Origin of the sequence: Microbacterium hominis, assembly GCF_013282805.1 — a bacterium.
GTDB lineage: Bacteria > Actinomycetota > Actinomycetes > Actinomycetales > Microbacteriaceae > Microbacterium > Microbacterium hominis_B.
The window spans coordinates 1378125-1400939 of sequence record NZ_CP054038.1; the positions used below are offsets into that span (position 1 = coordinate 1378125).

At 72.3% G+C, this 22815-nt stretch carries 19 protein-coding genes; 6 read left to right on the forward strand and 13 right to left on the reverse strand.

Annotation, left to right across the window (positions count from 1 at the left end; genetic code table 11):
* Nucleotides 1-12: 12 nt before the first annotated feature.
* Nucleotides 13-471, forward strand: a complete 459-nt coding sequence (locus tag HQM25_RS06000; RefSeq protein WP_172989417.1) for a MarR family transcriptional regulator — start codon at nt 13-15, stop codon at nt 469-471.
* Between the two features lie 20 nt (nt 472-491).
* A complete protein-coding gene (locus HQM25_RS06005) occupies nt 492-956 on the forward strand; it encodes a DUF3817 domain-containing protein (RefSeq protein ID WP_172989418.1) in 465 nt (154 codons plus the stop codon).
* A gap of 40 nt (nt 957-996) precedes the next feature.
* Here HQM25_RS06005 and HQM25_RS06010 read toward each other — a convergent pair whose 3' ends face one another.
* Nucleotides 997-2106, reverse strand: coding sequence for a class I SAM-dependent methyltransferase (locus tag HQM25_RS06010; protein ID WP_172989419.1), 1110 nt, complete (start codon nt 2104-2106; stop codon nt 997-999).
* A gap of 63 nt (nt 2107-2169) precedes the next feature.
* On the opposite strand from HQM25_RS06010, the gene HQM25_RS06015 reads away from it, so the two are divergent.
* The 3 genes from HQM25_RS06015 (at nt 2170) to HQM25_RS06025 (ending at nt 5291) form a co-directional block, all read left to right on the forward strand.
* Complete coding sequence (locus HQM25_RS06015) at nt 2170-2958, forward strand: LLM class flavin-dependent oxidoreductase (protein WP_172989420.1); 789 nt, start codon at nt 2170-2172, stop codon at nt 2956-2958.
* Nucleotides 2959-3031: 73 nt separating this feature from the next.
* Entirely contained in the window at nt 3032-4576 is a 1545-nt protein-coding gene (locus HQM25_RS06020; RefSeq protein WP_172989421.1) for an ATP-dependent DNA ligase, read from the forward strand.
* 22 nt (nt 4577-4598) lie between these two features.
* Complete coding sequence (locus HQM25_RS06025; RefSeq protein ID WP_172989422.1) at nt 4599-5291, forward strand: NAD-dependent deacylase; 693 nt, start codon at nt 4599-4601, stop codon at nt 5289-5291.
* Nucleotides 5292-5405: 114 nt separating this feature from the next.
* On the opposite strand, the gene HQM25_RS06030 is transcribed toward HQM25_RS06025, so the two are convergent.
* The 10 genes from HQM25_RS06030 to HQM25_RS06075 all read right to left on the reverse strand — a co-directional run bounded on the left by HQM25_RS06030 (nt 5406) and on the right by HQM25_RS06075 (nt 16632).
* On the reverse strand, nt 5406-6680 hold the full coding sequence (locus HQM25_RS06030) for a sugar ABC transporter permease (RefSeq protein ID WP_172989423.1): 1275 nt from the start codon (nt 6678-6680) through the stop codon (nt 5406-5408).
* Complete coding sequence (locus HQM25_RS06035) at nt 6677-7492, reverse strand: ATP-binding cassette domain-containing protein (protein ID WP_172989424.1); 816 nt, start codon at nt 7490-7492, stop codon at nt 6677-6679. Before HQM25_RS06035 ends, HQM25_RS06030 begins: the two co-directional genes overlap by 4 nt.
* Nucleotides 7493-7576: 84 nt before the next feature.
* Nucleotides 7577-8656: a substrate-binding domain-containing protein gene (locus tag HQM25_RS06040; RefSeq protein ID WP_172989425.1), complete on the reverse strand. Its 1080-nt coding sequence runs from the start codon at nt 8654-8656 to the stop codon at nt 7577-7579.
* Between the two features lie 250 nt (nt 8657-8906).
* A complete protein-coding gene (locus HQM25_RS06045; protein ID WP_172989426.1) occupies nt 8907-10154 on the reverse strand; it encodes a sugar ABC transporter permease in 1248 nt (415 codons plus the stop codon).
* Nucleotides 10151-11065, reverse strand: coding sequence for an ATP-binding cassette domain-containing protein (locus HQM25_RS06050; RefSeq protein WP_438803624.1), 915 nt, complete (start codon nt 11063-11065; stop codon nt 10151-10153). The genes HQM25_RS06045 and HQM25_RS06050 overlap by 4 nt, the downstream gene beginning before the upstream one ends.
* A gap of 10 nt (nt 11066-11075) precedes the next feature.
* Nucleotides 11076-12131 carry a sugar ABC transporter substrate-binding protein gene (locus tag HQM25_RS06055; RefSeq protein WP_172989427.1) on the reverse strand — a complete coding sequence of 352 codons (1056 nt, stop codon included), beginning with the start codon at nt 12129-12131 and terminating at the stop codon, nt 11076-11078.
* 33 nt (nt 12132-12164) lie between these two features.
* The gene (locus HQM25_RS06060; RefSeq protein WP_172989428.1) at nt 12165-13352 is read right to left on the reverse strand and encodes an ROK family transcriptional regulator; all 1188 of its coding nucleotides are present in this window, start codon (nt 13350-13352) and stop codon (nt 12165-12167) included.
* A gap of 43 nt (nt 13353-13395) precedes the next feature.
* On the reverse strand, nt 13396-14271 hold the full coding sequence (locus HQM25_RS06065; protein ID WP_172989429.1) for an NYN domain-containing protein: 876 nt from the start codon (nt 14269-14271) through the stop codon (nt 13396-13398).
* 1 nt (nt 14272) lies between these two features.
* Nucleotides 14273-15256, reverse strand: coding sequence for a Gfo/Idh/MocA family protein (locus HQM25_RS06070; protein ID WP_172989430.1), 984 nt, complete (start codon nt 15254-15256; stop codon nt 14273-14275).
* Entirely contained in the window at nt 15253-16632 is a 1380-nt protein-coding gene (locus HQM25_RS06075; RefSeq protein WP_172989431.1) for an O-acetylhomoserine aminocarboxypropyltransferase/cysteine synthase family protein, read from the reverse strand. Before HQM25_RS06075 ends, HQM25_RS06070 begins: the two co-directional genes overlap by 4 nt.
* A gap of 62 nt (nt 16633-16694) precedes the next feature.
* Between HQM25_RS06075 and HQM25_RS06080 the strand changes: the two genes are divergently transcribed.
* Nucleotides 16695-17567 (forward strand): sulfurtransferase, encoded by an 873-nt coding sequence (locus tag HQM25_RS06080; RefSeq protein ID WP_254359570.1) that lies wholly within the window; start codon nt 16695-16697, stop codon nt 17565-17567.
* A gap of 44 nt (nt 17568-17611) precedes the next feature.
* Here HQM25_RS06080 and HQM25_RS06085 read toward each other — a convergent pair whose 3' ends face one another.
* Together HQM25_RS06085 and hrpA are read right to left on the reverse strand one after the other, a co-directional pair.
* Entirely contained in the window at nt 17612-18553 is a 942-nt protein-coding gene (locus HQM25_RS06085) for a quinone oxidoreductase family protein (protein ID WP_172989432.1), read from the reverse strand.
* A 76-nt stretch (nt 18554-18629) separates the two neighbouring features.
* Nucleotides 18630-22541 carry an ATP-dependent RNA helicase HrpA gene (hrpA, locus tag HQM25_RS06090; RefSeq protein ID WP_172989433.1) on the reverse strand — a complete coding sequence of 1304 codons (3912 nt, stop codon included), beginning with the start codon at nt 22539-22541 and terminating at the stop codon, nt 18630-18632.
* Nucleotides 22542-22815 lie beyond the last annotated feature (274 nt).

The following is a 22815-nucleotide window of genomic DNA, read 5'->3' on the forward strand; positions in this document are numbered from 1 at the left end:
GAGGGTCCGCCGATGGCCGAAGACGCCCGACGGTTCAGCCCCGTCATCAGTCTGCTGACGCTGTCGGCGGTGTGGGATGCCGAGCTCGGCCGCGCGCTGAAGGGCATCGGCCTCACCACGCGCAAGTACGGACTCCTCGCGCACGTGCGCGCCACCCCGGGGATCTCGTTCAGCGAACTTGCGCGCCGTTCTCAGATCACCGTGCAGACGGCGCACACGGCCGTGCGCACCCTCGTCACCGACGGCTTCGTCACCGACGGCACCGCACACGCGGGGTCGGCGTCGGAGCTGCGCGTCACCGAGAAGGGCGACCGCGCGCTCGCCGCGGCCGAGTCGGCGCTGGCGGAGCTCGATGAGGCCTTCACCGCCCGCTTCGGCGTGCTCTCGCGGGCGCTCGACAGCCGCCATGAGGAGGTCGACGAGCTCGCGACGACGGCGTCGGCGAGGGGCGGGACGTCGGAGCACTCCTGACCTTCAGTTAGACTGAAGGAATGTTCCGCGCACCCCTGCAGCTCTTCCGCTCGCTCGCGATCGCCGAGGCGATCTCCTGGACCCTCCTCATCGGCGGGCTCGTGCTGCGGGCAACCGCGGGGTGGGACATCGCGGTGACCATCGGCGGCGGCATCCACGGCTTCGTCTTCCTGTCGTACGGCGCGACGGCGGTGCTCGTCGCGAAGAACCAGCGGTGGGGTGCGGGCCCGGCGGTGGTCGCCATCGCGAGCGCGATCATCCCCTATGCGACGATCCCGACCGAGATCTGGCTGCACCGCAGCGGGCGCCTCGAGGGCGCCTGGCGCGTGACGGCGACGGGCGACCCGCGCGATGGCGCGTGGCACGACCGCCTCATGCGCTGGTTCCTGCGCCGCCCGCTCGTGCTCGCCCTGCTGCTGGCGGCGGCCGTGGTCGTGATCTTCGTCGTGCTGCTCCTGGTCGGTCCGCCCGGCGGCGAGCGCTGACCGGCGCCGCCCGACCCGCGGCGGTCCGGCGGCGCGGCGTCTACCGGCGCGTGGAGACCGTGACCGTGAACTTCGCGTTCCGCGCGATCTGGCGGGTGGGGCCGACCAGCCGCTCGAGGGCGGGCCGGTAGCGCAGACCCGAGTTCCACACGGTCCACAGCCGGCCCCCGGGCGCGAGCACGCGGGCGGCGTCGGCGAACATCCGCGGGGCGAGTCCCTCGTGCACGGCGGCGCCGGAGTGGAACGGCGGATTGAGCGCGATGAAGGTCGCCGAGCCGTCGGCGAGGGAGCGGAGCATGTCGTCCTGCGCAACCTCCATCCGGTCGGCGACGCCGTTGGCCGCGGCGGTCGCGCGGGCCGACGCCACCGCCACCGCCGAGGCGTCGCAGGCGTAGACGCGGAGGTCGGGGTGCCGCAGGGCCAGCGTCGTGCCCACGATCCCCGTGCCGCACGCGAGGTCGATGACAGGGTCGGCGGCCTCGATGTCGGCGGGGAGGTGCTCCAGCAGGAGCCGGGTGCCGATATCGACGCCCGCGCCCGCGAACGCGCCGCCGAAAGCGCAGACGATCAGGCCGTCGTGGGTCTCCTGCCGGGGCTGCGGGTCGCGGCCGTCGTGCGGCTCCCTCGCGAGCAGCACCCGCGACTTCTGGCGCGCGTGGGTGACGTCGAGGCGTCCGAAGCGCTCGGCGAGCACGTCGTTCATCGCGACCGTCATGTGCTTGATGCGGCCGCCGGCGACCACCACCACCTCGGGGGCCGCGTGGGCGGCGATCAGCCCGGCGATGTCGCGCAGCGCGTCGAGCGAGCGGGGGAGGCGCACGAGCACGACGCGGGCGTCGCGCACGAGGTCGGCCGACAGAGGCAGCGAGGAGACCGCGTCCGCCAGACCCGACCGGGCGGCGTTGGCGGCCAGCGCGCGCTCGCCGGTGAGGGAGTCCTGGTGCACCCGGATGCCGCGCGCGCCGTCGGCGGCGGCGCCGAGCGCGAGCGCACCGTACGCATCGCCGATGACGACGAGCCCGCCCGCGGGGCATGCGGCCCGGAGAGCGGCCGATTCGTCGAGGATCAGCCGGTCCGCGGCATCCACCGCGAACAGGTCGGGCGCCTCGACGTCGGGCCATCGCCGCAGCGCGTCGAGCGAGAAGTCCACCTGTCCACGGTAGTGGTCCGCTCACCGCTGGCGGCGGCGCGCGGCGCGCGGCATGCTCGAGGAGTGAGCCAGACGAGTGCGAAGGTGTCGATCGGTGTCGCGGCGGGGATCGGACCCGCTCGGATCGCGCGGCTGGCGCCGCGGATCGAGGCCGCCGGATTCCACGGACTATGGGTCAACGACACCCCCGGCCACGACGCGCTGGCCGCTCTCGCGGCGGCCGGGCGGGCGACCACGGGGCTCACCCTCGCGACCGGGGTGCTTCCCGTCGACCGTCGTCCCGCGGCCGACATCGTCGATCGCGTCGTCGAGCTCGGCCTCGACACGTGCCTCGACCGCGTCGTGCTGGGCCTGGGTTCGGGGCAGCTGCGCACCGGAGCCGTCGACGCCGTCGCCCGCGCCACCGCCGAGCTGCGGGTGGCGCTGCCCGGTGCGCGCATCGTGGTCGGTGCGCTGGGTCCGCGCATGCGGCGCCGGGGCGCCGCGGCGTCGAACGGGCTGCTGCTCAGCTGGCTCACCCCCGATCTCGCCCGAGCGCAGGCGGACGAGGCCCACGCGATCGCCCCCGCCGCCCACGTCGCGCTGTACGTGCGGACGACGATGGATGCCGCCGCCCGCGCGCACCTTCACGACGAAGCCGCGCGCTATGCCGCCTTCCCCGCGTATGCGGCGAACTTCGCCCGCCTGGGCATCGAGGTGGGTGAGACGGTCATCGAGGCCGAGGAGGCCGGCGCGCGCATCGCGGCGTATCGCGCGGCCGTCGACGAGGTCGTGCTGCGGATCGTTACCGCCTCCGACGACGCGGACGCCGACGATGCGTTCGTCGCCGCTGCCGCCGCGCACGCGGACTGACGGCGGGGGCGGGGTCGGCGGTGGCGGGGTCGGCGGTGTCTAGGGTGTCGGTGGCGGGGAGGAGGATGCGGGCATGCTGCTGAGCGCCCTCGTCGAGGCGACCGACGCCGTGGCCGCGACCCGCTCGCGGCTCGCGAAGGTCGCGGCGCTTGCGCCGATGCTGCGCGCGCTGGCACCCGACGAGATCGTGCCCGCCGTCGGTCTGCTCACCGCGCGCCCGAGGCAGGGGCGCATCGGCGTGGGATGGCGGGGCATGGCCGCGGTCGCCGACCAGCATGCCGCGGTCGCGACGCTCACCGTGCGCGACGTCGATGACGCGCTCTCGCTGCTGGCCGGAGCGCAGGGGCCGGGATCGGTCACGACGCGACGCGATGCGCTCGCGGCCCTCGCCGCGCGTGCGACGACGGTCGAATGGGACTTCCTCGTGCGGGTGGTCACCGGGCAGCTGCGCACCGGCGCGCTGGAAGGGGTGCTGCTCGATGCGATCACGACCGCCGCCGAGCGCGATGCGGCGACCGTGCGCCGGGCCGCGATGCTCTCCGGCGACCTCGGCGAGACCGCGCGGATCGCGCTCGCCGAGCCGGTCGAGGCGCTCGCCGAGGTGGGACTGCGGGTGGGACGACCGGTGCTCCCGATGCTCGCCGGCACCGCGGCATCCACCGACGATGCCCTCGCCCAGATCGGCGGCGACGCGTCGGTCGAGTACAAGCTCGACGGCGCCCGCATCCAGGTGCACCGCCGGGGAGACGAGATCGCCGTCTACACGCGCAGTCTGGCGGAGATCACCGACCGGGTGCCGGAGATCGTCGAGGTGGTGCGCGCCCTGCCGGTGCACGAGGCGATCCTCGACGGCGAGACGCTCGCGCTCGACGACGACGGCGGACCGCGCGCGTTCCAGGACACGATGGCGCGGTTCGGGTCCGAGGCCGACCCCGCCATCGCCCTGCGCCCGTGGTTCTTCGACGTGCTGCACGTGGACGGGCGAGACCTGGTCGACGAGCCGCTGCGCGTGCGCCGGGCGGAGCTCGATCGGATCGCCGGGCCGTGGCGGATGCCGGGCGAGATCACCGCGGATGCGGCGGTGGCCGCGGCGATCTCCCGTCGCGCCCTGGCCGCGCGGCACGAGGGCGTGATGGTCAAGGCAGCCGACTCGCCATACACGGCGGGCCGCCGCGGCAAGGGGTGGCTCAAGGTGAAGCCGGTGCTCACCTTCGACCTGGTCGTGCTGGCCGTGGAGTGGGGATCGGGGCGGCGCACGGGGCAGCTGTCGAACCTGCACCTGGGGGCCCGCGACGAGCGGGGCGAGTTCGGCGAGGCCGGCGCGTTCGTGATGGTGGGCAAGACCTTCAAAGGGCTCACCGACGATCTGCTGCGGTGGCAGACGGTGCACTTCCCGACGATCGAGACGCACCGGTCGGCGTGGGCGGTGCACGTGGAGCCTTCCACGGTGGTCGAGATCGCGATCGACGGCGTGCAGCGCTCGACCCGATACCCCGGCGGTGTCGCCCTCCGCTTCGCGCGCGTCAAGGGGTACCGGCCCGATAAGGCGGCGCGCGAGGCCGATACGATCGCGGCGCTGCGCGCGCTGCTGCCCTCGGCCGCCGACGCGCCCGCGTGAGCGGATGCGCCAGACTGGGCTCATGCGCATCGTCGTGCTCACCGGCGCCGGCGTCTCGGCCGAGAGCGGGGTCCCCACTTTCCGCGACGCGGGCGGCCTCTGGGAAGGGCACCGCGTCGAAGACGTGGCCACACCGGAGGCCTTCGACGCCGACCCCGACGCCGTGCAGCGCTTCTACGATGCGCGACGGCGGGCACTGGCATCCGTCGCCCCGAACGCGGCCCACCGGGCGCTCGCCCGGCTGGAGGGAGCGATGGGCGCCGACCTGCTCGTGGTCACGCAGAACGTCGATGACCTGCACGATCGCGCCGGCAGCCGCAGCCTCGTGCACATGCACGGGGAGCTCATGCGCGCGCTGTGCTCGGGATGCGGCGCCCGGCCGCGCTGGCAGGGCGACCTCGTGCATCGCCCGGCGTGCCCCGAGTGCGGTCGGCGGGAGCTTCGCCCCGATGTCGTGTGGTTCGGCGAGATGCCGTACGAGCTCGATCGCATCGAGCAGGCGATCGTCGCGTGCGACCTGTTCGTGTCGGTCGGCACATCGGGTGCCGTCTATCCGGCCGCCGGGTACGTCGCGCTCGCGGCAGCGTTCGGCGCGCGCACGATCGAGCTCAACCTCGAGCCGACCGAGGCCGCCGTGCCCTTCGACGAATCCCGCGCCGGGCGCGCGGGAGAGCTCGTGCCCGCGTGGGTCGACGAGATCATCGCCGGGCGCTGACGCCCGCCCGCGTCGTCGTCCCCACACACGGCGAGAGTGCAGCCGGCGGACGAGGGCGCCGCAGGTGCGACGCAGTCTCGTCCGCCAGATGCACTCTCGCGGGACAGGCGACGGCTACGTGCGGGAAGTGCCTCCCGAGCGGATGCGGGAGAGCGCATCGACGGTGGCCGCGAGGATCAGCACGCCGCCGGTCACGAGCAGGTTCACGCCTGCGGGCAGGCGGAGCAGGCCGAGGCCGTTCGTGATCACGGCGATGACCAGCGCACCGATCGCGGCGTGCACGAGGCGACCCTTTCCGCCGAACAGGCTCACGCCGCCGACGACGGCCGCGGCGACACCCGACAGCACGATGTCGCGCCCCACCGTGGCGTCCACCGTTCCGACGCGAGAGACGCTCAACAGCGCCGAGGCGACGGCGAGGCTCGAACAGATCACGAAGGCCCACCATTTGATCCAGCGCACCTTCACACCGGAGCGCCGGGCGGCCTCGGCATTGCCGCCGATCGCGTAGATATACCGGCCGAACGTCGTGCGGTCGAGCACGAAGGTGCCGATCCACAGGATCGCCAGCACGACCGGCACGATCACGGGGACACCGGTGACCTCGACGACCGACTGGCCGCGGTTCTGGTTGAGCACGTACACGGCGGCGCCGCCGATGACGGCGATGGCTCCGAGCTTGATCCACACGAGCGAGATAGCCCGATTGGGAACCCCAGCGCGGGTCCGGCGCGCTCGATCCCAGAACGAGGTGGCCGCCGAGATCAGCAGGATGACGGCAAGCAGCGTCCAGCCGCCCCAGACCGGCAGGTTGCCGTTCTGCAGGGCGATGAGCTCGGGCACCTGGACGCGGTACAGGCCGCCATCGCCGATCACGGTGAGCGCGAGCCCTTGGAAGCCCAGGAACAGACCCAGCGTCACGACGAATGACGGGATGCCGACCCTGGCCACGAAGAAGCCTATGAGGGCGCCTGTCGCGAAGCCGAAGCCGAAGCCGACAAGGAGGGCGATCGGCCAGGCGATGCCGACGACGGAGTTCAGCACGACGAACAGCGCCATGCCCACGCCGCCGGTGACACCCGCCGACAGGTCGATTTCGCCGAGCAGCAGGACGAACACCAGCGCCATGCCCAGCACCACGAGGGTCGCCGCCTGATTCAGCAGGTTGGCGAAGTTGCGCTCAGTGAGGAAGAAGGGACTCAGGACCGAGAACAGGATGGTCAGCACCACGAGTCCGCCGACGGCGGGGAGGGCTCCCATGTCGCCGCCGCGCACGCGCTGCCACCAGGCCTGCGCCTGGTCGACGAGCCCGCCCTCGACGCCGGATCCGATGAGGTCGCTCACGACGGGGTCCGCCGCGGCCTCCGTGCGTGTGACGTTCGTGGTCATTCCGCGCCTCCCTCGGTGCGAATGGTCGACGTCTCGATGATCTGCACATCGCCGAGCGTCTTGGTGCCGGTGATGTAGCCCACGACGTCGTCGCGGGTGGTCTCGCTGGTCTCGATCTGGGCCACCATCTGGCCGAGGTACAGGACGGCGATGTCGTCCGCGACGGCGAAGACGTCGGCGAGGTTGTGGCTGATGAGGACCACCGCCACCCCCTGATCGGACAGCCGCCGCACGAGGTTCAGCACCTGTTCGGTCTGAGCGACGCCCAGCGCGGCGGTCGGCTCGTCGAGGATGACCACGCGCGCCTTCTTCAGCACGGCGCGGGCGATCGCGACGGTCTGACGCTGACCGCCCGACAGCGACGAGACCTTCTGACGCACGGACTTCACCGTGCGCACCGACAGCGAGCGCAGGGTGTCGGAGGCCTCCTTCTCCATGCGACCCTCGTCGAAGGTGCCGAAGGAGAGCTCCTCGCGACCCAGGAACATGTTCTGCACGATGTCGAGGTTGTCGCACAGCGCGAGGTCCTGGTACACGACCTCGATGCCCAGACCCGAGGCATCGCGTGGGGCGTGGAGGTCGCGGTGCCTGCCGTCGATGAGAACCTCGCCCTCGTCGTACGGCTGGACGCCGGCGAGGCCCTTGATGAGCGTCGACTTGCCGGCTCCGTTGTCGCCGACGAGCGCGGTGACGCGGCCCGGCATGATCTTCAGATCGACGCCCTTGAGCACGCTCACGGGGCCGAAGGATTTCTTCACGCCGACCAGCTCGATGATCGGCTCGGTGGCAGTGGCGGTGATGGTGTCTGACATACTCGCTTCCTTGCGGTGTGCCGGTACGGTGCGCAGGGGCGCCGCGCCCGAGGACGCGACGCCCCTGCGGTCGTGACCGTCAGGTTACTCCGTGACCCCGAACTCTTCGCAGGCTGCCATCACGTCGGCGGTGCAGACCTCGTCGTAGGCGGCGTCGCCGGCGGCGATGACGTCCTTGACCTGCTCCGGTCCGACCAGGATCGGCGTGACCTGCACGTAGGGCGTGCCGTCGTCCAACTCGGTGTCGGCCTCGGGCGACTCCCCGTTGAGGAGCGCGATGGCGACCTCGACGGCCGCAGCCGCCTCATCGGCGACCGGCTTGTACACGGTGGCCGTCTGCCAGCCGAGCAGGATGTTCTGCAGGCCCGCGACGTTCGCGTCCTGGCCCGAGACCGCGACGCCCTCGAGGTTGTTGTCCTGCAGCACCTTGATGACGCCGGCGGCGTTCGTGTCGTTCGCAACCCACACGCCGTCGACCTGGCCGTTCAGCGAGGTCAGCGCCTGCTCGAAGTTGGTCTGCGAGACCTCCTGGTCCCACACGCCCGGAGGCTCGGCCGCCGCCGTGATGCCGGCGCCCTCCATGACCTCCACGGCACCCGACTTGAACATGGCCGCGTTGCCGTCGGCGGGGTCGCCACCCATGTACACGACGACCGCGGTCGCCGGGTCCTTGCCCGCGGCTTCGAGACCGTCGAGCACGGTCTGACCCTCGAGGCGCCCGACCTCGACGTTGTCGAACGAGACGTAGTAGTCGGCACCCGAGAACGGTCGGTCGTAGGCGATGACCGGGATGCCCTCGCCCGACGCCTTCGCGGCTACGGCCTCGGCCGCGCCCTGCAGGTCGACGAGCATCATGACGCCGCAGCCCTGGGTGAGCTGCTGGTCGGCGATGGTCGAGTAGGTGTTGGTGTTGCCCTGTGCGTTCTGGATGTCGACTTCGAAGCCGGCCTCCTCCAGGCCCTCCTGCAGGTACTTGCGGTCGAAGTTCTCCCAGCGCGGCGACGATGCTGCGTCGGGGAGGATCACGCACGCGCGACCGGCCGACTCCGTCGTGTCGCCGCCGTCGTCGGTCGTGGTGCCGGTCGTGCCGCTGGAACAGCCGGCCAGCAAGACTGCGGCCGCGCCGCTGAGCGCGGCAACGGTCAGAAGTGAAGACTTCTTCATCTTTCGCCTTTCGTCTTTGAAGGAGCGAGCGAACGGGGCGCGTTCGTCTGCTGTATGCGATCTTCGTCTTCCGGCCGTCTTGGCGTCAAGACTTGAACGTAACGGATTCGCAACGGCTGTCTCACGGCATCCGTCCGCCCTCGCGTCGCGGTCGATGGGTCACCGGATGCGCAGAAGATATCGCAACTATCGACAGGATTGAGCAGAGTGCTCAAGCGTTTACGACTTGTCCGCGCGAGAGAGGGGGGATTCAGGCGCGGCCCGACGCCGCCCGGGTGCGCCGGGACAGGGAGTCGACGATCACGGCGAGCACGAGCACGACGCCCGTGACCATGAACTGCACCGACGAGTCGAGGTTCAGCAGCGTCAGCCCGGAGGCGATGGACTGCACCACGACGACGCCCAGAAGGGCGGAGAAGGCGCTGCCGCGACCGCCGAACAGGCTCGCTCCGCCGATGACGGCGGCGGCGATGGCGTTGAGGTTCGTGTCGGCCGCGCCGCTGCTCTGGCTCACCGCGGCGAGGCGGGATGCCGCCAGGATGCCGCCCACGGCCGCAAGGCTCGAACACAGGGCGAACACCGACAGGTAGATGCGATCGACGCGGATGCCGCTGCGCCGAGCCGCCTCGACCGATCCGCCCACCGCGTACACCGCGCGCCCCCACCGGGTGCGGGTGAGGACGATGTGGGCCGCCACGACCAGCGTGAGGAAGAACAGGAACATCACCCCGACCCCGCGGGAGAGATTGAGGTACCACGCCGCGACGAGCAGGAAGCCGAGCAGCGCGCCGCTGCGGACGGCGATCTCGGCGTACGTCTGGGTGACCAGGTTCGCAGCCGCTCGTCGCTGTGCGGTGCGCACCCGGCTGTACGCGTACCCCCCGGCGGTGACCGCGGCGAGCACGTACGACAGCCAGGGCGGCAGGAACATCTGCTGCCCGAACCTCACGAGCCACGAGTCCAGCGGCAGGTTGATCGACCCGGTGTCGCCGAGCACCCAGAGCTGCACCCCGAGGAACCCGAGGAGCCCCGCGAGGGTGACGACGAAGCTGGGCAGCCCGAAGCGCGTCACGAGGAAGCCGGTCAGGAGCCCGGCCGCCGCGCCCGCCGCGATCGCCGCGGTGATCGCGAGAAGCGGGTTCCACTGCAGCTGCACGAACGTGACGGCGAGGATGGCGGCGGCGAGGCCGGAGACGGAGCCGACCGAGAGGTCGATCTCACCCAGCAGCAGCACCAGCACGATGCCGAGGGCGATCGTGCCGATCGCGGCGCACTGCATCGTGAGGTTGACGAGGTTGGTGCTCGAGAGGAACACCGGATTGAGGGCCTGGAACACCGCCCAGATCAGCGCGAGGCCCACGATCACGGGGAGCGAGCCGAGGTCGCCGCCGCGGATCCGCTCGACGATGGAGCCGACCGCCGCGCGTACACCCTGCGGGGAGAACATCTCCTCGTCGGCGAGGGCGACGTGCGGGCGTTCGCCGCTCGCGCGCGTCATGATCGGCCTCGTCTGTCGCCCGCGCGCCGCCGCGGACGGTCGGCGTCGGCCGGCAGCGGGATGAGTCTGCCCCCGGTGGACGTGGATGCCGCGCCCGCGGCCCCCGGATCCTCGGCCACCAGCGGTATCTCGTCGGCGCGGGGGCCGACATCGATCGCTCCCGTGATCGCGGCGATGAGGGTTTCGCTGGAGATGTCGACCGTGTTGAACACGCCGTTGTTGCGGCCCAGCCGCAGCACGACGACGCGGTCGGCGACGGCCATCACATCGGCCATGTTGTGGGAGATGAGCACGACGCCGTGTCCGCGCTCGCGCAGGCGCTCGATGAGGTTGAGCACCTCCGCGGTCTGGGCGACGCCGAGCGCCGCCGTCGGCTCGTCGAGGATCACCACGCGCGGCTCGCCGACCAGAGAGCGGGCGATGGCGACAGTCTGGCGCTGACCGCCCGACAGCGAGGCCACGGGCACGCGGACCGACGGGATCTTCGCGGACAGCTCGCGCAGCAGCATCCACGTGCGCTCCTCCATCTCGACCTCATCGAGCCGGCCGCCGCTGACGAGCTCCTGACCCAGCCAGAGGTTCGCCACCACGTCGAGGTTGTCGCACAGTGCGAGATCCTGGAACACGGTGGCGATGCCGAGCTCCTGCGCATCGGCGGGGCTGCCGATCGTCACCGGGCGGTCGTCGAATTCGATGGTGCCCGCGTCCGGCGGATGGACGCCGGCGAGCACCTTCACGAGAGTGGATTTGCCGGCGCCGTTGTCGCCGATCAGCGCGACGACCTCGCCTTCGCTGACCCAGAAGTCGATGTCGGTCAGCGCCTTCACCGCGCCGAAGTGCTTGCTTATGCCGCGCATCGTGAGCACGCGCTCGCGTGCGCGTGCGCTGCGGGCCCCGGTGACCGTCATCATCGGCAGGACACTACCCGATGCCGGCCGCCGCGCACGCATCGGCGTAGGCGGGTGTGCAGATCTCCTCGACGCTCCAGAACCCGTCGGCGACGACCGTGCCCATGATGTCGTCGACGGTGACGGCCACCGGGTCGAGCAGCGTCGCCGGTGTGCCGTCGATCTCGAGGGGGGCCGTGACGCTCTCGCCGCGGACCAGCGCGACGGCGACCTCGGCGGCCAGTTCGGCCTGCGGCCGGATCGCCTTGTAGACGGTCATGTGCTGGTCGCCGGCGACGATGCGCTGGATGGCGGTGAGCTCGGCGTCCTGCCCCGTGATGACGGGCCAGCGCTCGACCCCGGCCGCCTTCAGAGCCGCCACGGCGCCGCTGGCCGTGCCGTCGTTGGCCGCGTACACGCCCGCGATGCGTTCGCCGTACTGAGAGATCTGGCCCGCCACCCACTCCTGCGCCTTGTCGGGGCTCCAGTCGGGGGTGCTGTACTCGGCCAGCACCTCGAGGTCGCTCGCGTCGATGAGCTCGCGTGCGCCCTCACGGAACAGCGCCGCGTTGCTGTCGGTGGGGGAGCCGTTGACCATGAGCACTCCGGCGCCTTCCGGATGCCGCGCGTCGAGCTCGGCGACGAAGGCCTCCGCCTGCAGGCGCCCCACCTTCTCGTTGTCGAACGAGACGTAGTACGCGAGGTCGCCGCCGGCCACGAGACGGTCGTACGAGATGACGGGCACCCCCTGCGCGTTGGCGCTGGCGACCAGGCTCACCGCCGCCCGCGCGTCGACCGGGTCGAGCACCAGCACGTCGGTGCCGGAGGCGAGAGCGGATTCGGCCTGCTGCTGCTGCTTGGCGGCATCCTGGTCGGCGTTCGCGTACATCACCCGGTAGTCGCCGAGCTCGGCGATGCGCTGCTCGAACAGCGGCCGGTCGAAAGTCTCGTACCGTGCGGTCTTGGCGTCGGGCAGCAGCAGGGCGATCGTGCCGTCGGCGCCGCCCGTGTCGGCGGCGCACCCGCCCAGCGAGACGGCGACGACGAGCGCCCCGAACGAGGCCGCCCAGCTGCGCGCAGACACGGACATCCGCCCCTGAGGGCGTCGCGAGGTCGCCATGGACTACGCCGTGATGGGCACGGCGCCCGCGTCGAGGGAGACGTGCTCGAGGGCGAGAGCGATCGCCCCCCGCGTCTCGGCCCACTCGCCGAACGACGCGGCGACGATCTCCGGCAGTCCCGCGTGCGAGGACAGGGCGGTGCGCTCGAGCGAGTGTCGCATCGGCGAGATGAGGATCTCGCCCGCCTCGGCAAGCTCGCCCCCGACGACGATGAGCTCGGGGTCGAACAGGTTGCACAGGCTCGCGGCCGCCACCCCGATGTGCCGACCGGCGTCGGCGATGACGCGGCGCGAGGCGCCGTCGCCGCCCTCGGCGGCGTGCAGGAGGTCGCTCAGGCGCTGCATCCCCTCGCCCGCCGGGAACAGCGACAGCAGGGCCGGGCCGGCAGCGTACGTCTCGAGGCAGCCCCGGTTGCTGCAGCGGCAGATCGGACCGTTCTCGTCGATGGTCACATGGCCGATCTGGCCGGCCTTGCCGTTGACGCCGCGGAACAGGTCCCCGCCGACGACGAGGCCGGCGCTGATGGTGTGGCCGATGCGGATGAACACCGCAGACGCGGCATCCCGGGCGCTGCCTTCGCGCGCCTCGGCGAGGCCGCCGAGATTGGCCTCGCTGTCGACGTAGACCGGACGGCGGATGCGACGGGTGAGGGCGGCGGCGATGTCGACGCCTTCCCAGCCGCGCAGGAGACCGGAGGTCGAGACCATTCCCGTCCGGGGATCGACCGGCGCGGGTATGGCGAGGCCGACCGCCAGGAGGTCGGCGACGCTGCCGCCGAGCGATTCCATCATGTCGCCGAGGAGGAGCGTCAGCCGCTCGAGCTCCGCGTCGTAGCGGTGGTCCAGGGCGAGGGGGAGCGAGGTCTGCGCGACGACCGTGCGGGTGGCGTCGGCGATCGCGATGCGCAGCTGCCGGGAGCTGAAGTGCACGCCCGCGACCAGGCCCAGCTGGCGGGCGAGGGAGACGAGGGTGGCCCGGCGGCCCGAGCGCGAGGTCACCGAGGTGGCGAGGATGCCGGAGGCGGTGAGCTCCTTGACGATGTTCGACACCGTCGCCGGCGACAGACCCGTGCTGCCGGCCAGCTCCACCTGGGTGAGACGACCGTGGCGCTTGAGCGACTCGATCAGGCGCGCGCGATTGGCCTCTCGCAGGGAGGTCTGCGAGCCCGGCGGGACTCCACGGCGTGCCACACGGTCACTGTACCCGCTCCGGACTGCTCAGACCTCTGCCGCCTCACGTGCCCGTCGCCAGGCGCACGAGGCGCACGTTGCCCTCCTCCTTGAGCTCCGCGACCTTCGGATGGGCGGAGATGAAGTCCGTGAACGACTTGTGCCCGAGGCCCTTCTCGCTGAACGACGGGTCCATGCGTCGCAGCAGGCTCTTCAGCGCCGACGCGTGCACCCACTCGTCGTCGGTGCGCTCGAGCTCCAGCCGCAGCGCGCGCTCGAGCAGGTCGGCGGCGGGGTCGGCGGCGGGTTTGCGGCGCTTCGAGGGCTTGGATGCCGCGCTGTCGGCATCCGCCTTCGCCTTCTTCGTCGCCGGGGCGGTGACACCGGGCAGCGAGTCGTACGCGTCGAACTGGTCGCATGCGGCCGCCAGCGACTTCGCCGTGGACCCCGCCACCCCGACGCCGACGACGATCCGGCCGAGCCGCTTGCAGCGCTGGGCGAGCGGCACGTAGTCGGAGTCGCCGGCGACGATCACGACGTGGGTGAGGTCGGGGAGGCGGAACATGTCCTCGACGGTGTCGACGGCGAGGCGGATGTCGGCGCCGTTCTTCGCGTACGCCGCGGCTGGGAACAGCTGCACGAGGTCGACCGCGCGGGCCACCAGCTGCGAACGGTATTCGGCATTGACCGGGGCGGACCAGTCCGCGTAGGCGCGGGTGAGCACGAGCGTGCCGAACGAGGCGGCGTAGTCGATGATCGCGCCGACGTCGATCGTTGCCGCCGCGAGGCGCTCGGTGATCTCGGGATCGGCGGGGTCCTGGCCGATCTTCTGCCGGTCGCGGGAGTACGCGTTGCGGCCGTGGACGCGGTCGTACCAGGACATCACGATGTTGTCGAAGTCGAGATAGACCGCGACGCGGGGGTTCTGCGGATCGGGCATGTCAGTGCTCTCCCGGGTAGCGCAGGCCGATCTGCCCGCGGATGTCGTCGAGGGTGCCCATGATCGCGACCGTCTCATCGATGGGAAGGATCTCGCCGTCGGTGCGGCCCGCGGCGATGAGCTCCTCGGCGGCGATCGCCTGGAACTGCATCCCGCGGCCGGCGATGTCGGACCGGTACTCCTCGAGCACGGTGCCGTCGGGGGCGACGACGCGGAAGGACGTGGGCGTGTACCAGACGGGGTCGATCTCGATGCGGGCTTCGGCCCCCACGATCGCCGCCGTGTTGGGGCCGACCGAGCGGGATGCCGAGATCGAGGTCGACAGCGCGCCCGACGCGTGGGTGAGGATCGTCGCGACCTCCGTGTCGGCGCCGGTCTCGCCCAGACGGGCGACGGCGGCGATCGCGGTGGGAGCCCCGAGGATGTCCCAGGCGAACGAGACGGGGTAGATCCCGAGATCCAGCAGCGCGCCGCCACCGAGCTCCAGCGCGTTGAGCCGGTGGGTGGGATCGCTGGAGATGCGCTGGGTGTGGTCGGCGGTGACGACGCGGATCTCGCCCAGCGTGCCGGCGGCGATGATCTCCCGGATGCGGATCATGTGCGGCAGGTACCGGGTCCACATCGCCTCCATCGCCAGCAGGCCGCGCGCGGCGGCGACCTCGCGCACCTCGGCGGCCTCGAGCGCGGTGAGGGTGAATGGCTTCTCCACGAGCACGTGCTTGCCGTGGGTGAGGGCGAGCACGGCGTTGTCGCGGTGCATCGGGTGCGGGGTTGCGATGTAGACGATGTCGACCTCGGGATCGGCGACGAGCGCCTCGTACGAGTCGTGCACGTTCGGGATGCCGAACTCGGCCGCGAACGCCTGCGCGGCCTCGGCGCGGCGGGAGCCCACCGCGGTGACGGTCAGTCCCGCGGTGCGAAGGTCACGGGTGAAGGCGTGGGCGATGCCGCCCGTGGCGAGGATGCCCCAGCGAAGTCCGGTCATGCCTCCGAGACTAGCGACGCCAGCGGCCGTGCGGCGTCGACGTCCGCCGCCTCGGCGGCGAGCAGATCCAGGGCGCGGGCGAGGTCGGCGATGATGTCGTCGGCGTCTTCCAGCCCGATCGACAGACGGATCGTGGTCGGACAGATCCCGGCCTCCGCGGCCTGCGCGGGCGTCATGTGGCTGTGCGTCATCGACGACGGGTGGGCGATGAGGCTGCGCGCGTCGCCGATGTTCGCGACCAGGCGCACGACCGACAGTCCAGCGATCAGCCGCTCGATGCGGGCGAAGTCGGCCTCCGCGTCGTCGGTGGAATGCACGTCGAAGGAGAACACCGATGCCACGCCGCGCGGGAGGAAGCGCTGGGCCGCACCGTGCCAGGGGCTGGCCTCGAGGCCCGGGTGGTGCACCCGCGCGACGGCGGGATGCGCGGCGAGGAAGCGCGCCACCGCGAGGCCGTTGGCCACGTGCCGCTGCATGCGCAGATCGAGGGTCTCCAGGCCCTGCAGCAGCTGGAACGCGTTGAACGCCGACAGCGACGGCCCGAGGTCGTGCACGTACTTGGTCTTCACGAGGGTGATGTACGGCGAGCCGGTCGCGCCGAAGCGCTCGACCAGGCTCTCGCCGCGCACGCGGTCGTAGGGCAGGTTCAGCTGCGGCCAGCGCTCGGGGTCGGCGCCGAAGTCGAAGGTGCCGAGGTCCACCACGACGCCGCCCAGCGACGTGCCGTGACCGCCGAGGAACTTCGTCGCCGAGTGCACGACGATGTCGGCGCCGAGGTCCTTCGGGCGCTGCAGGTACGGGGTCGCCACCGTGTTGTCGATGACCAGCGGCACGCCGGCCGCATGGGCGATCTCCGCCACGGCCGGCACGTCGAGCACCTGCGCGATCGGGTTCGTGATCGACTCGGCGAACAGGGCGCGCGTCGTCGGACGCAGCGCCGCCCGCCAGGCATCCAGGTCGTCCTGATCGACGAAGTCGACCTCGATGCCCCAGTCGGCGAACGTGTCCTGCAGGAGGTCGACGGTGCCGCCGTACAGCTGTCGGGCGGCGACGATGTGCTCACCCTGCTTCGCCAGCGCCAGCAGCGCGACCGCGACGGCGGCCTGCCCCGACGAGACGCCCGACGCGGCGATGCCGCCCTCCAGCTCGGCGACGCGGCGCTCGAAGATGAGCACCGTCGGATTGGCCGCGCGACTGTAGATGTTGCCCTCGCGGCGCAGGGCGAACAGGTCGCGGGCCTCGCTGAGCGAGGAGAACTCGAACGCGTTCGACTGGTGGATCGGCGGGATGGCGGTGTTCTCGGCGGCTCCCGGGTGGAACCCGGCCTGCACCTGCGCCGTCGCGAAGGCGCGCGGGTTCTCGGTCATGCACACCATTGTCGGCGCGGAGGGCGTGCGCGTCGCGGTCGTGTGTCGAACTGTTGCGAGACGATGGGGTGGTGACCGCCGCCCACGCCCCGCTCGCCGCCCCGCTCATCGATGCCGGTGCCCTTGCCGACCTGCTCGCTCGCGATGCGCGCGTGCGCCTGCTCGACGTGCGGTGGCGCATCGATCGGCCCGACGGGCGCGCGGAGTACCTGCAGGCCCACCTGCCCGGCGCCGTGCACGTCGACCTCGAGCGCGAGCTCTCGCGCCACGGCGAGCCGGCCGAGGGACGGCATCCCCTGCCCGGTCGCGACGCGCTGCAGGACGCCGCGCGCCGGTGGGGCCTTCGCCGGGGCGACGCGGTGGTCGTCTACGACGACGCCGGCTCGGTGCCGGCGGCCAGAGCCTGGTGGATGCTGACGCGCAGCGGTCTCGCCGATGTGCGCGTGCTCGACGGGGGCCTGGCGGCGTGGCGCGCCGCGGGGCTGCCGGTCGAGGCCGGCGCCGTCGCCGCGGAGCGGGGCGACGTGGTGCTGCAGGAGATCTCGACCGGGGTCGTGGACATCGACCAGGCGGCCGCGCGGGCGGCCGAGCACCGGCTCGTCGACGTGCGCGCCCCCGCCCGGTACCGCGGCGAGACCGAGCCGATCGACCCCGTCGCCGGCCACATCCCGGGCGCGGTCAACCTCCCCACTCTCGCGCACATCGTCGACGGGCGGTTCCGATCGCCGGAGGAGATCCGCGCCGCCTTCGCCGCCGTGGGCATCGCGCCGGGGGTGGGCGCCGCCGCCTCGTGCGGGTCGGGTGTCAACGCCGCGCACTCCGCGCTCGCCGCGGCGGTGGCCGGAATCGACCTCGACGTGTACGTCGGCTCGTGGAGTCAGTGGTGCAACACGCCCGGGCGCCCGGTGGCGATCGGCGACGAGCCGGCCGCGTCGCGCGGCTGACGTCGGGTCGGCTGCGGAAGGGCTGCGGGACTGCTGCGGGACGGCTACGGGACGAGGGTCACCTTGCCGTCGGCGCCGTCCTGCACCGCGCGATGCGCGGCGGGGGCGTCGGCGAGTGCGAAGGAGGGTCCCGTCTCCACCGAGAACCGTCCCGAGGCCATCAGCGCGAGCGTCACCGGCATCGCCTCGGCGCGCCACGCCTGCTCCTGAGCGGTGAGCGGCCGGGGCCCGCCGCCGGAGAACGCGCGGATGCCGAGCCCCGCGGCATCCCGCCCCCGCACCAGCGTCGCGATGCGGCCGCGGTCGGCGACGAGCTCGAGACTCGTCTGCAGCGCCTCGTCGGTGCCGGCCGCATCGATGGCGACCGTCACGCCGTCGGGAGCGAGCGCGCGCACGCGATCGGCGAGCCCGTCGCCGTACGCCACCGGCTCGGCGCCGAGGGCCCGCACCCGCTCGAAGCGTCGGGGCGAAGAGGTCGCGATCACGCGCGCACCCCACAGCACGGCGTACTGGATCGCGGCCTGGCCGACCGCTCCTGATCCGCCGTGCAGCAGCAGCGTGTCGCCGCCGCCCACGTGGAGCGAGCGCAGCGCCTGGTAGGCGGTGCCGACGGGGATGCCGAGCGCGGCGCCCTCCGCGGCGCTGACGTTCGCGGGGCGGGGGAGCACGCGGCCCCACGGCACGACGAGGTCGCTCGCGTACGCGCCGCTCGCCCCGAAGAAGACGACGGCGTCTCCCGGGCGGAATCCGGAGACCCCCTCGCCGATCGCCGTGACGATGCCGGCGCCGTCGGCGCCGAGGCGGCGCGGTTCGGTGAGGGGATCGGAGGCGCGCAGTCCTGTGCGCAGCTTCCAGTCGATGAGGTTGACGCCGGCGGCTTCGACCTCGATGGCGATCTCGCCCGGGCCGGGGACAGGCGTCGGGATGTCGATGAGATCGAGGACGTCGGGTCCGCCGAATTCGGAGTATGCGATCGCGTGTGCCATGGGATTCCCAACCTGGCATGCGTGCGGCGGTATTCCGCGGTGACGTGCCGCGGTGGGCCCGGTCGATCGGCCCGTGCTACTCGCGCAGCGCCTTCTGGATCCGCTGCGGGGAGACCGGCTCGGCCGTGCCGAGCTGCTGGGCGAACAGGCTGACGCGATATTCCTCGAGCAGCCACCGGGTGCGCACGAGTGCGGGGCCGGCATCGGGGGCGGGAGGGATGGTGCCTCCCGCGTCGGAGTAGACGGCCGCCATCCGCTCGAACTCGCTCATGCGCTGGCGGTCGCGGCCGGCGTTGTCGGAGAGCGCCGTCACGCGCGCCAGCGCGGCCTGCAGGTAGCGCAGCACGTGCGGCAGCCGCGCGGTGCCCGTACGGGCGATGAACCCGGGGTGCACGAGACCGCCGAGCTGGCCGCGCACGTCGTTGAGGGCGCCGAGGAGGGTGAGCGAGTTCTGGTCCCGCATCGCCCGCTCCACCTCGCGCGCGGTGGTGAGGATGCGGGCGGTGAGCGACACCGTCTGGAACAGCTCGTCGACCACCGTGGCCGAGAACGCGTCGCGCACGGTGTCGAACGCCGCGCGTGTGCGCACGAGGCCGTCCGCGGCGGTGCGCTCGAGCACCGCGTCGGCGACGGCGGAGCGGGCGTCTTCGATGAGCGCCTTGGCCGACGGGTACGGGGATGCCGCGAGGGCGAGCTTCTCGGGCGCGGTGAGGTGGTCGAGCACGTACGGGGCGGGCGAGGGCACCGCCAGCAGCAGCAGGCGACGGACACCGGAGCGGGTGGCGGCGGCTGCGGCCTCGGGGGTCGCCTCGATCCGCAGCGCGACGGAGGACCCCTCGTCGACGAGCGCGGGATAGCCGCGCACGACGCCTCCGGCGACCTTGGTGTCGATGACGTCGGGGAGGTCGCCGAACGACCAGTCGGTGAGGCCGGAGCGCTCGGCGAGTCCGGCGGCCGGTGCGGTCGCCGGATCCGCCGGGGCGGTCGCGCCGGCGACGCGCGCCGCGGCCGGGCGCTCGAGCGATCGGGCGACCGAGTCGCGCGCGCGCCCGGCCAGACGCGCCTGGAGGGCGGCGAGGTCGCGGTCGGAGCCCGCGGCGCGGCCGCGCTGATCGACCGCGCGGAACGACATCTGCAGGTGTGCGGGAACACGCGCCATGTCGAAGTCCGCCGCGGTGACCGGCTGGTTCGCGACCCGCTGGATGCGGGCGGCGAGGGCTTCGCGCAGCGTGGTGCGCGGCATCCCGTTCCGCGATTCGGGGCCCTCGTCGCGGAGGTCCTCGGCGAACCGGGCGGCCCAGTCCGCCGCCGGGACGACCGTGCGCCGGATCGCCTTGGGAAGTGAGCGGATGAGACCGGCGACGAGCTCGCCGCGCATGCCGGGCACCTGCCAGTCGAAGCCGTCGGTCTGCAGCTGTGCGAGCAGCGCGAGCGGGACGACGGCGGTGACGCCGTCGTCGGGGGCACCCGGCTCGAAGCGATACGCGAGCGAGAGCACCTGGTCGCCCTGGCGCCACCGCGCGGGGAAGTCGCGCTCGTCGCCGCGCGATGCCTCGTCGACGAGGTCGGACTCGGTCATGTCGAGCAGGCGCGGCGTGCGGGCCGACGTCTCCTTCCACCACGTCTCGAACGAGCGAACGTCGTACACGTCGCGGGGGATGCGGGCTTCGTAGAAGGCGTAGACGGCTTCGTCGCCGACGAGGATGTCGCGGCGCCGCTCCCGCTCCTCGATCTTCTCCAGGCGTCGGCGCAGCTCCAGGTTCCGGCGTTCGAACGCGCTCAGGCGCTTGTCGAGGTGGGAGGGGTCCCACTCGCCCTCGACGAGGGCGTGGCGCAGGAACAGCTCGCGCGCGAGGGGCCGGTCGAACCGCGCCAGCTGCACGCGGCGCTTCGGGACGATCTCGACGCCGAACAGGGTGACCTTCTCGTACGCGGATGCCGCACCCGCCGTCTTCGACCAGTGCGGCTCGCTCAGCCGGCGCTTGGCGAGATCACCGGCCAGGGGCTCCGCCCATTCGGGGTCGATCGCGGCGACGGTGCGCGCGAACAGGCGGCTCGTCTCGACGATCTCGGCGGCCATGACCGCCGTAGGCCGCTTCTTCTTCAGACCCGATCCGGGGAAGACGGCGAAGCGGGCGCCGCGGGCGCCCAGGTAATCGGGCGCTGGGGGGCGGCCGCCGCGTGCGGCGCCGGGCCGCTTCGCGTCGCCCGTGCTCGTCGAGCGCTCGTCGAGCAGCCCGATATGCGACAGGAGGCCCGACAGGATCGCCTTGTGCACCTCGTCGGGGTCGGCTGCGGCGCCTGCGGCGCGGTCGGTGCGCCGCGCGCCCATGAGCGCGGACAGCTGCCGGTGCACGTCGGCCCACTCCCGCACGCGCACGTAATTGAGGTGTTCGCTCCGGCACAGCCGGCGGAACGCGCTCGAGCCCAGCTCGGCCTGCTTGTCCTGCAGGTGGTTCCACAGGTTCAGGAGGCTCAGGAAATCGCTCGCCGGGTCGGTGAAGCGGGCGTGGAACCGGTCGGCCTGCTCGCGGAGCTGCTCGGGGCGCTCGCGCACGTCCTGGATCGACAACCCCGCGACGATCGGGAGCACATCGGAGAGCACACCCGTGCGCTTCGCCTCGATGAGCATGCGCGCGAACCGCGGGTCGATCGGCAGACGGCTGATCTCGCGCCCGAGCGCCGTCAGCTTCGTCTCGTGCACGGCTCCGAGTTCGATGAGGAGGTCGAAGGCTGCTTTCACACCGCGGGAGTCGGGCGGGGTGAGGAAGGGGAACGCCGAGATGTCGCCGAAGCCCAGGGCGAGCATCTGCAGGATCACCGAGGCGAGGCTCGTGCGCAGGATCTCGGGTTCGGTGAACTCGTCGCGCGTCGCGAAGTCGTCTTCCGCGTAGAGGCGGATCGCGATTCCCGGCGCTGTGCGTCCGGCACGGCCGGAGCGCTGCTGCGCCGACGCCTGGGAGATCGCCTCGATGGGAAGGCGCTGGATCTTGCTGCGCGCCGACCATCGCGAGATGCGCGCGGTGCCGGCGTCGATGACGTACCGGATGCCGGGCACGGTGAGGCTGGTCTCGGCGACGTTCGTGGCGAGGATGACGCGTCGGCGCACGCCCGCGACCGTGGAGCGCTCGAAGACGCGGTGCTGCTCGGCGGCGCTCAGGCGCCCGTAGAGGGGCAGGACCTCGGTCGGGGCGGCATCCTTCGCGTACATGCCGCGTACGGCATCCATCGCGTCGCGGATCTCGGCTTCGCCGGGGAGGAAGACGAGAACGTCGCCGGCCGGCTCGCGGTCGAGCTCCCGCAGCGCGGCGAGCAGGCTGTCGACGTCGTCGCCGCCCTCGGTCGAGGCGCCGCCGCCGGCCGCGTTCGCACGCTCCTCGCGGCGCGGTCGGTAGCGGATCTCGACCGGATAGGTGCGACCCGACACCTCGATCACGGGCGCCGGCTGCTCGGGCGCGGCCGCGAAGTGCCGCGCGAAGCTCTCGGGGTCGATCGTCGCGCTGGTGATGATCACCTTGAGGTCGGGCCGCCGGGGGAGGATGCGACGCAGGTACCCGATCAGGAAGTCGACGTTGAGGGACCGCTCGTGCGCCTCATCGACGATGATCGTGTCGTACCGGCGGAGGAGCCGATCGCGGTGGATCTCGTTGAGCAGGATGCCGTCGGTCATCAGCGCGATGCGCGTGTCGGCCGACACCTTGTCGGTGAAGCGCACCTTGTAGCCCACGGCGGTGCCCAACGGCACCTGCAGCTCCTCGGCGACGCGCTCGGCGATGCTGCGGGCTGCGATGCGGCGCGGCTGGGTGTGCGCGATGCGCTCGCGGCCGAGTTCGAGGCAGATCTTGGGCAGCTGGGTCGTCTTGCCGGATCCGGTCGCTCCGGCGACGATGACGACCTGGTGGTCGCGGATCGCGCGCGCGATCTCATCGCGCGCCGCGCTGACGGGCAGCTCCGGCGGGTAGACGATGACGGGTTCGGGCGCAGACATAGCCCTCCATCGTAAGCCTCGCGGGGCCGTGGGACCCGCACTCCCGGGCCTCTCTCCGGTGCCTGAGGGTCCGCGTTCGCGCGCACCCAGGATTCGGATGCTCTCGTATCGCTGTTGAACTTCCTGTTCACGCGGTTTCGGTGCGGCGGGTGTTGGCTCTTATCGCTGCTTGACTTCCCGTTCACGAGGTTGCCTGGCGGCGCACGGTGCCGCGGGCGCTGTTGAACTTCCCGCTCACACGCGCGCCGCGGAGTCACGTGAGGTGTGTGAGCGG

Bases quoted from the DNA above. Each gene is read 5' to 3' on its own strand.
- hrpA (WP_172989433.1), bottom strand. From the start codon at position 22,541: ATGTCTGCGCCCGAACCCGTCATCGTCTACCCGCCGGAGCTGCCCGTC.
- HQM25_RS06070 (WP_172989430.1), bottom strand. From the start codon at position 15,256: ATGACCGGACTTCGCTGGGGCATCCTCGCCACGGGCGGCATCGCCCAC.
- HQM25_RS06085 (WP_172989432.1), bottom strand. From the start codon at position 18,553: ATGGCACACGCGATCGCATACTCCGAATTCGGCGGACCCGACGTCCTC.
- HQM25_RS06030 (WP_172989423.1), bottom strand. From the start codon at position 6,680: ATGACCACGAACGTCACACGCACGGAGGCCGCGGCGGACCCCGTCGTG.
- HQM25_RS06040 (WP_172989425.1), bottom strand. From the start codon at position 8,656: ATGAAGAAGTCTTCACTTCTGACCGTTGCCGCGCTCAGCGGCGCGGCC.
- HQM25_RS06075 (WP_172989431.1), bottom strand. From the start codon at position 16,632: ATGGTGTGCATGACCGAGAACCCGCGCGCCTTCGCGACGGCGCAGGTG.
- HQM25_RS06025 (WP_172989422.1), top strand. From the start codon at position 4,599: ATGCGCATCGTCGTGCTCACCGGCGCCGGCGTCTCGGCCGAGAGCGGG.
- HQM25_RS06065 (WP_172989429.1), bottom strand. From the start codon at position 14,271: ATGCCCGATCCGCAGAACCCCCGCGTCGCGGTCTATCTCGACTTCGAC.
- HQM25_RS06020 (WP_172989421.1), top strand. From the start codon at position 3,032: ATGCTGCTGAGCGCCCTCGTCGAGGCGACCGACGCCGTGGCCGCGACC.
- HQM25_RS06000 (WP_172989417.1), top strand. From the start codon at position 13: ATGGCCGAAGACGCCCGACGGTTCAGCCCCGTCATCAGTCTGCTGACG.
- HQM25_RS06055 (WP_172989427.1), bottom strand. From the start codon at position 12,131: ATGTCCGTGTCTGCGCGCAGCTGGGCGGCCTCGTTCGGGGCGCTCGTC.
- HQM25_RS06005 (WP_172989418.1), top strand. From the start codon at position 492: ATGTTCCGCGCACCCCTGCAGCTCTTCCGCTCGCTCGCGATCGCCGAG.
- HQM25_RS06050 (WP_438803624.1), bottom strand. From the start codon at position 11,065: ATGATGACGGTCACCGGGGCCCGCAGCGCACGCGCACGCGAGCGCGTG.
- HQM25_RS06045 (WP_172989426.1), bottom strand. From the start codon at position 10,154: ATGACGCGCGCGAGCGGCGAACGCCCGCACGTCGCCCTCGCCGACGAG.
- HQM25_RS06035 (WP_172989424.1), bottom strand. From the start codon at position 7,492: ATGTCAGACACCATCACCGCCACTGCCACCGAGCCGATCATCGAGCTG.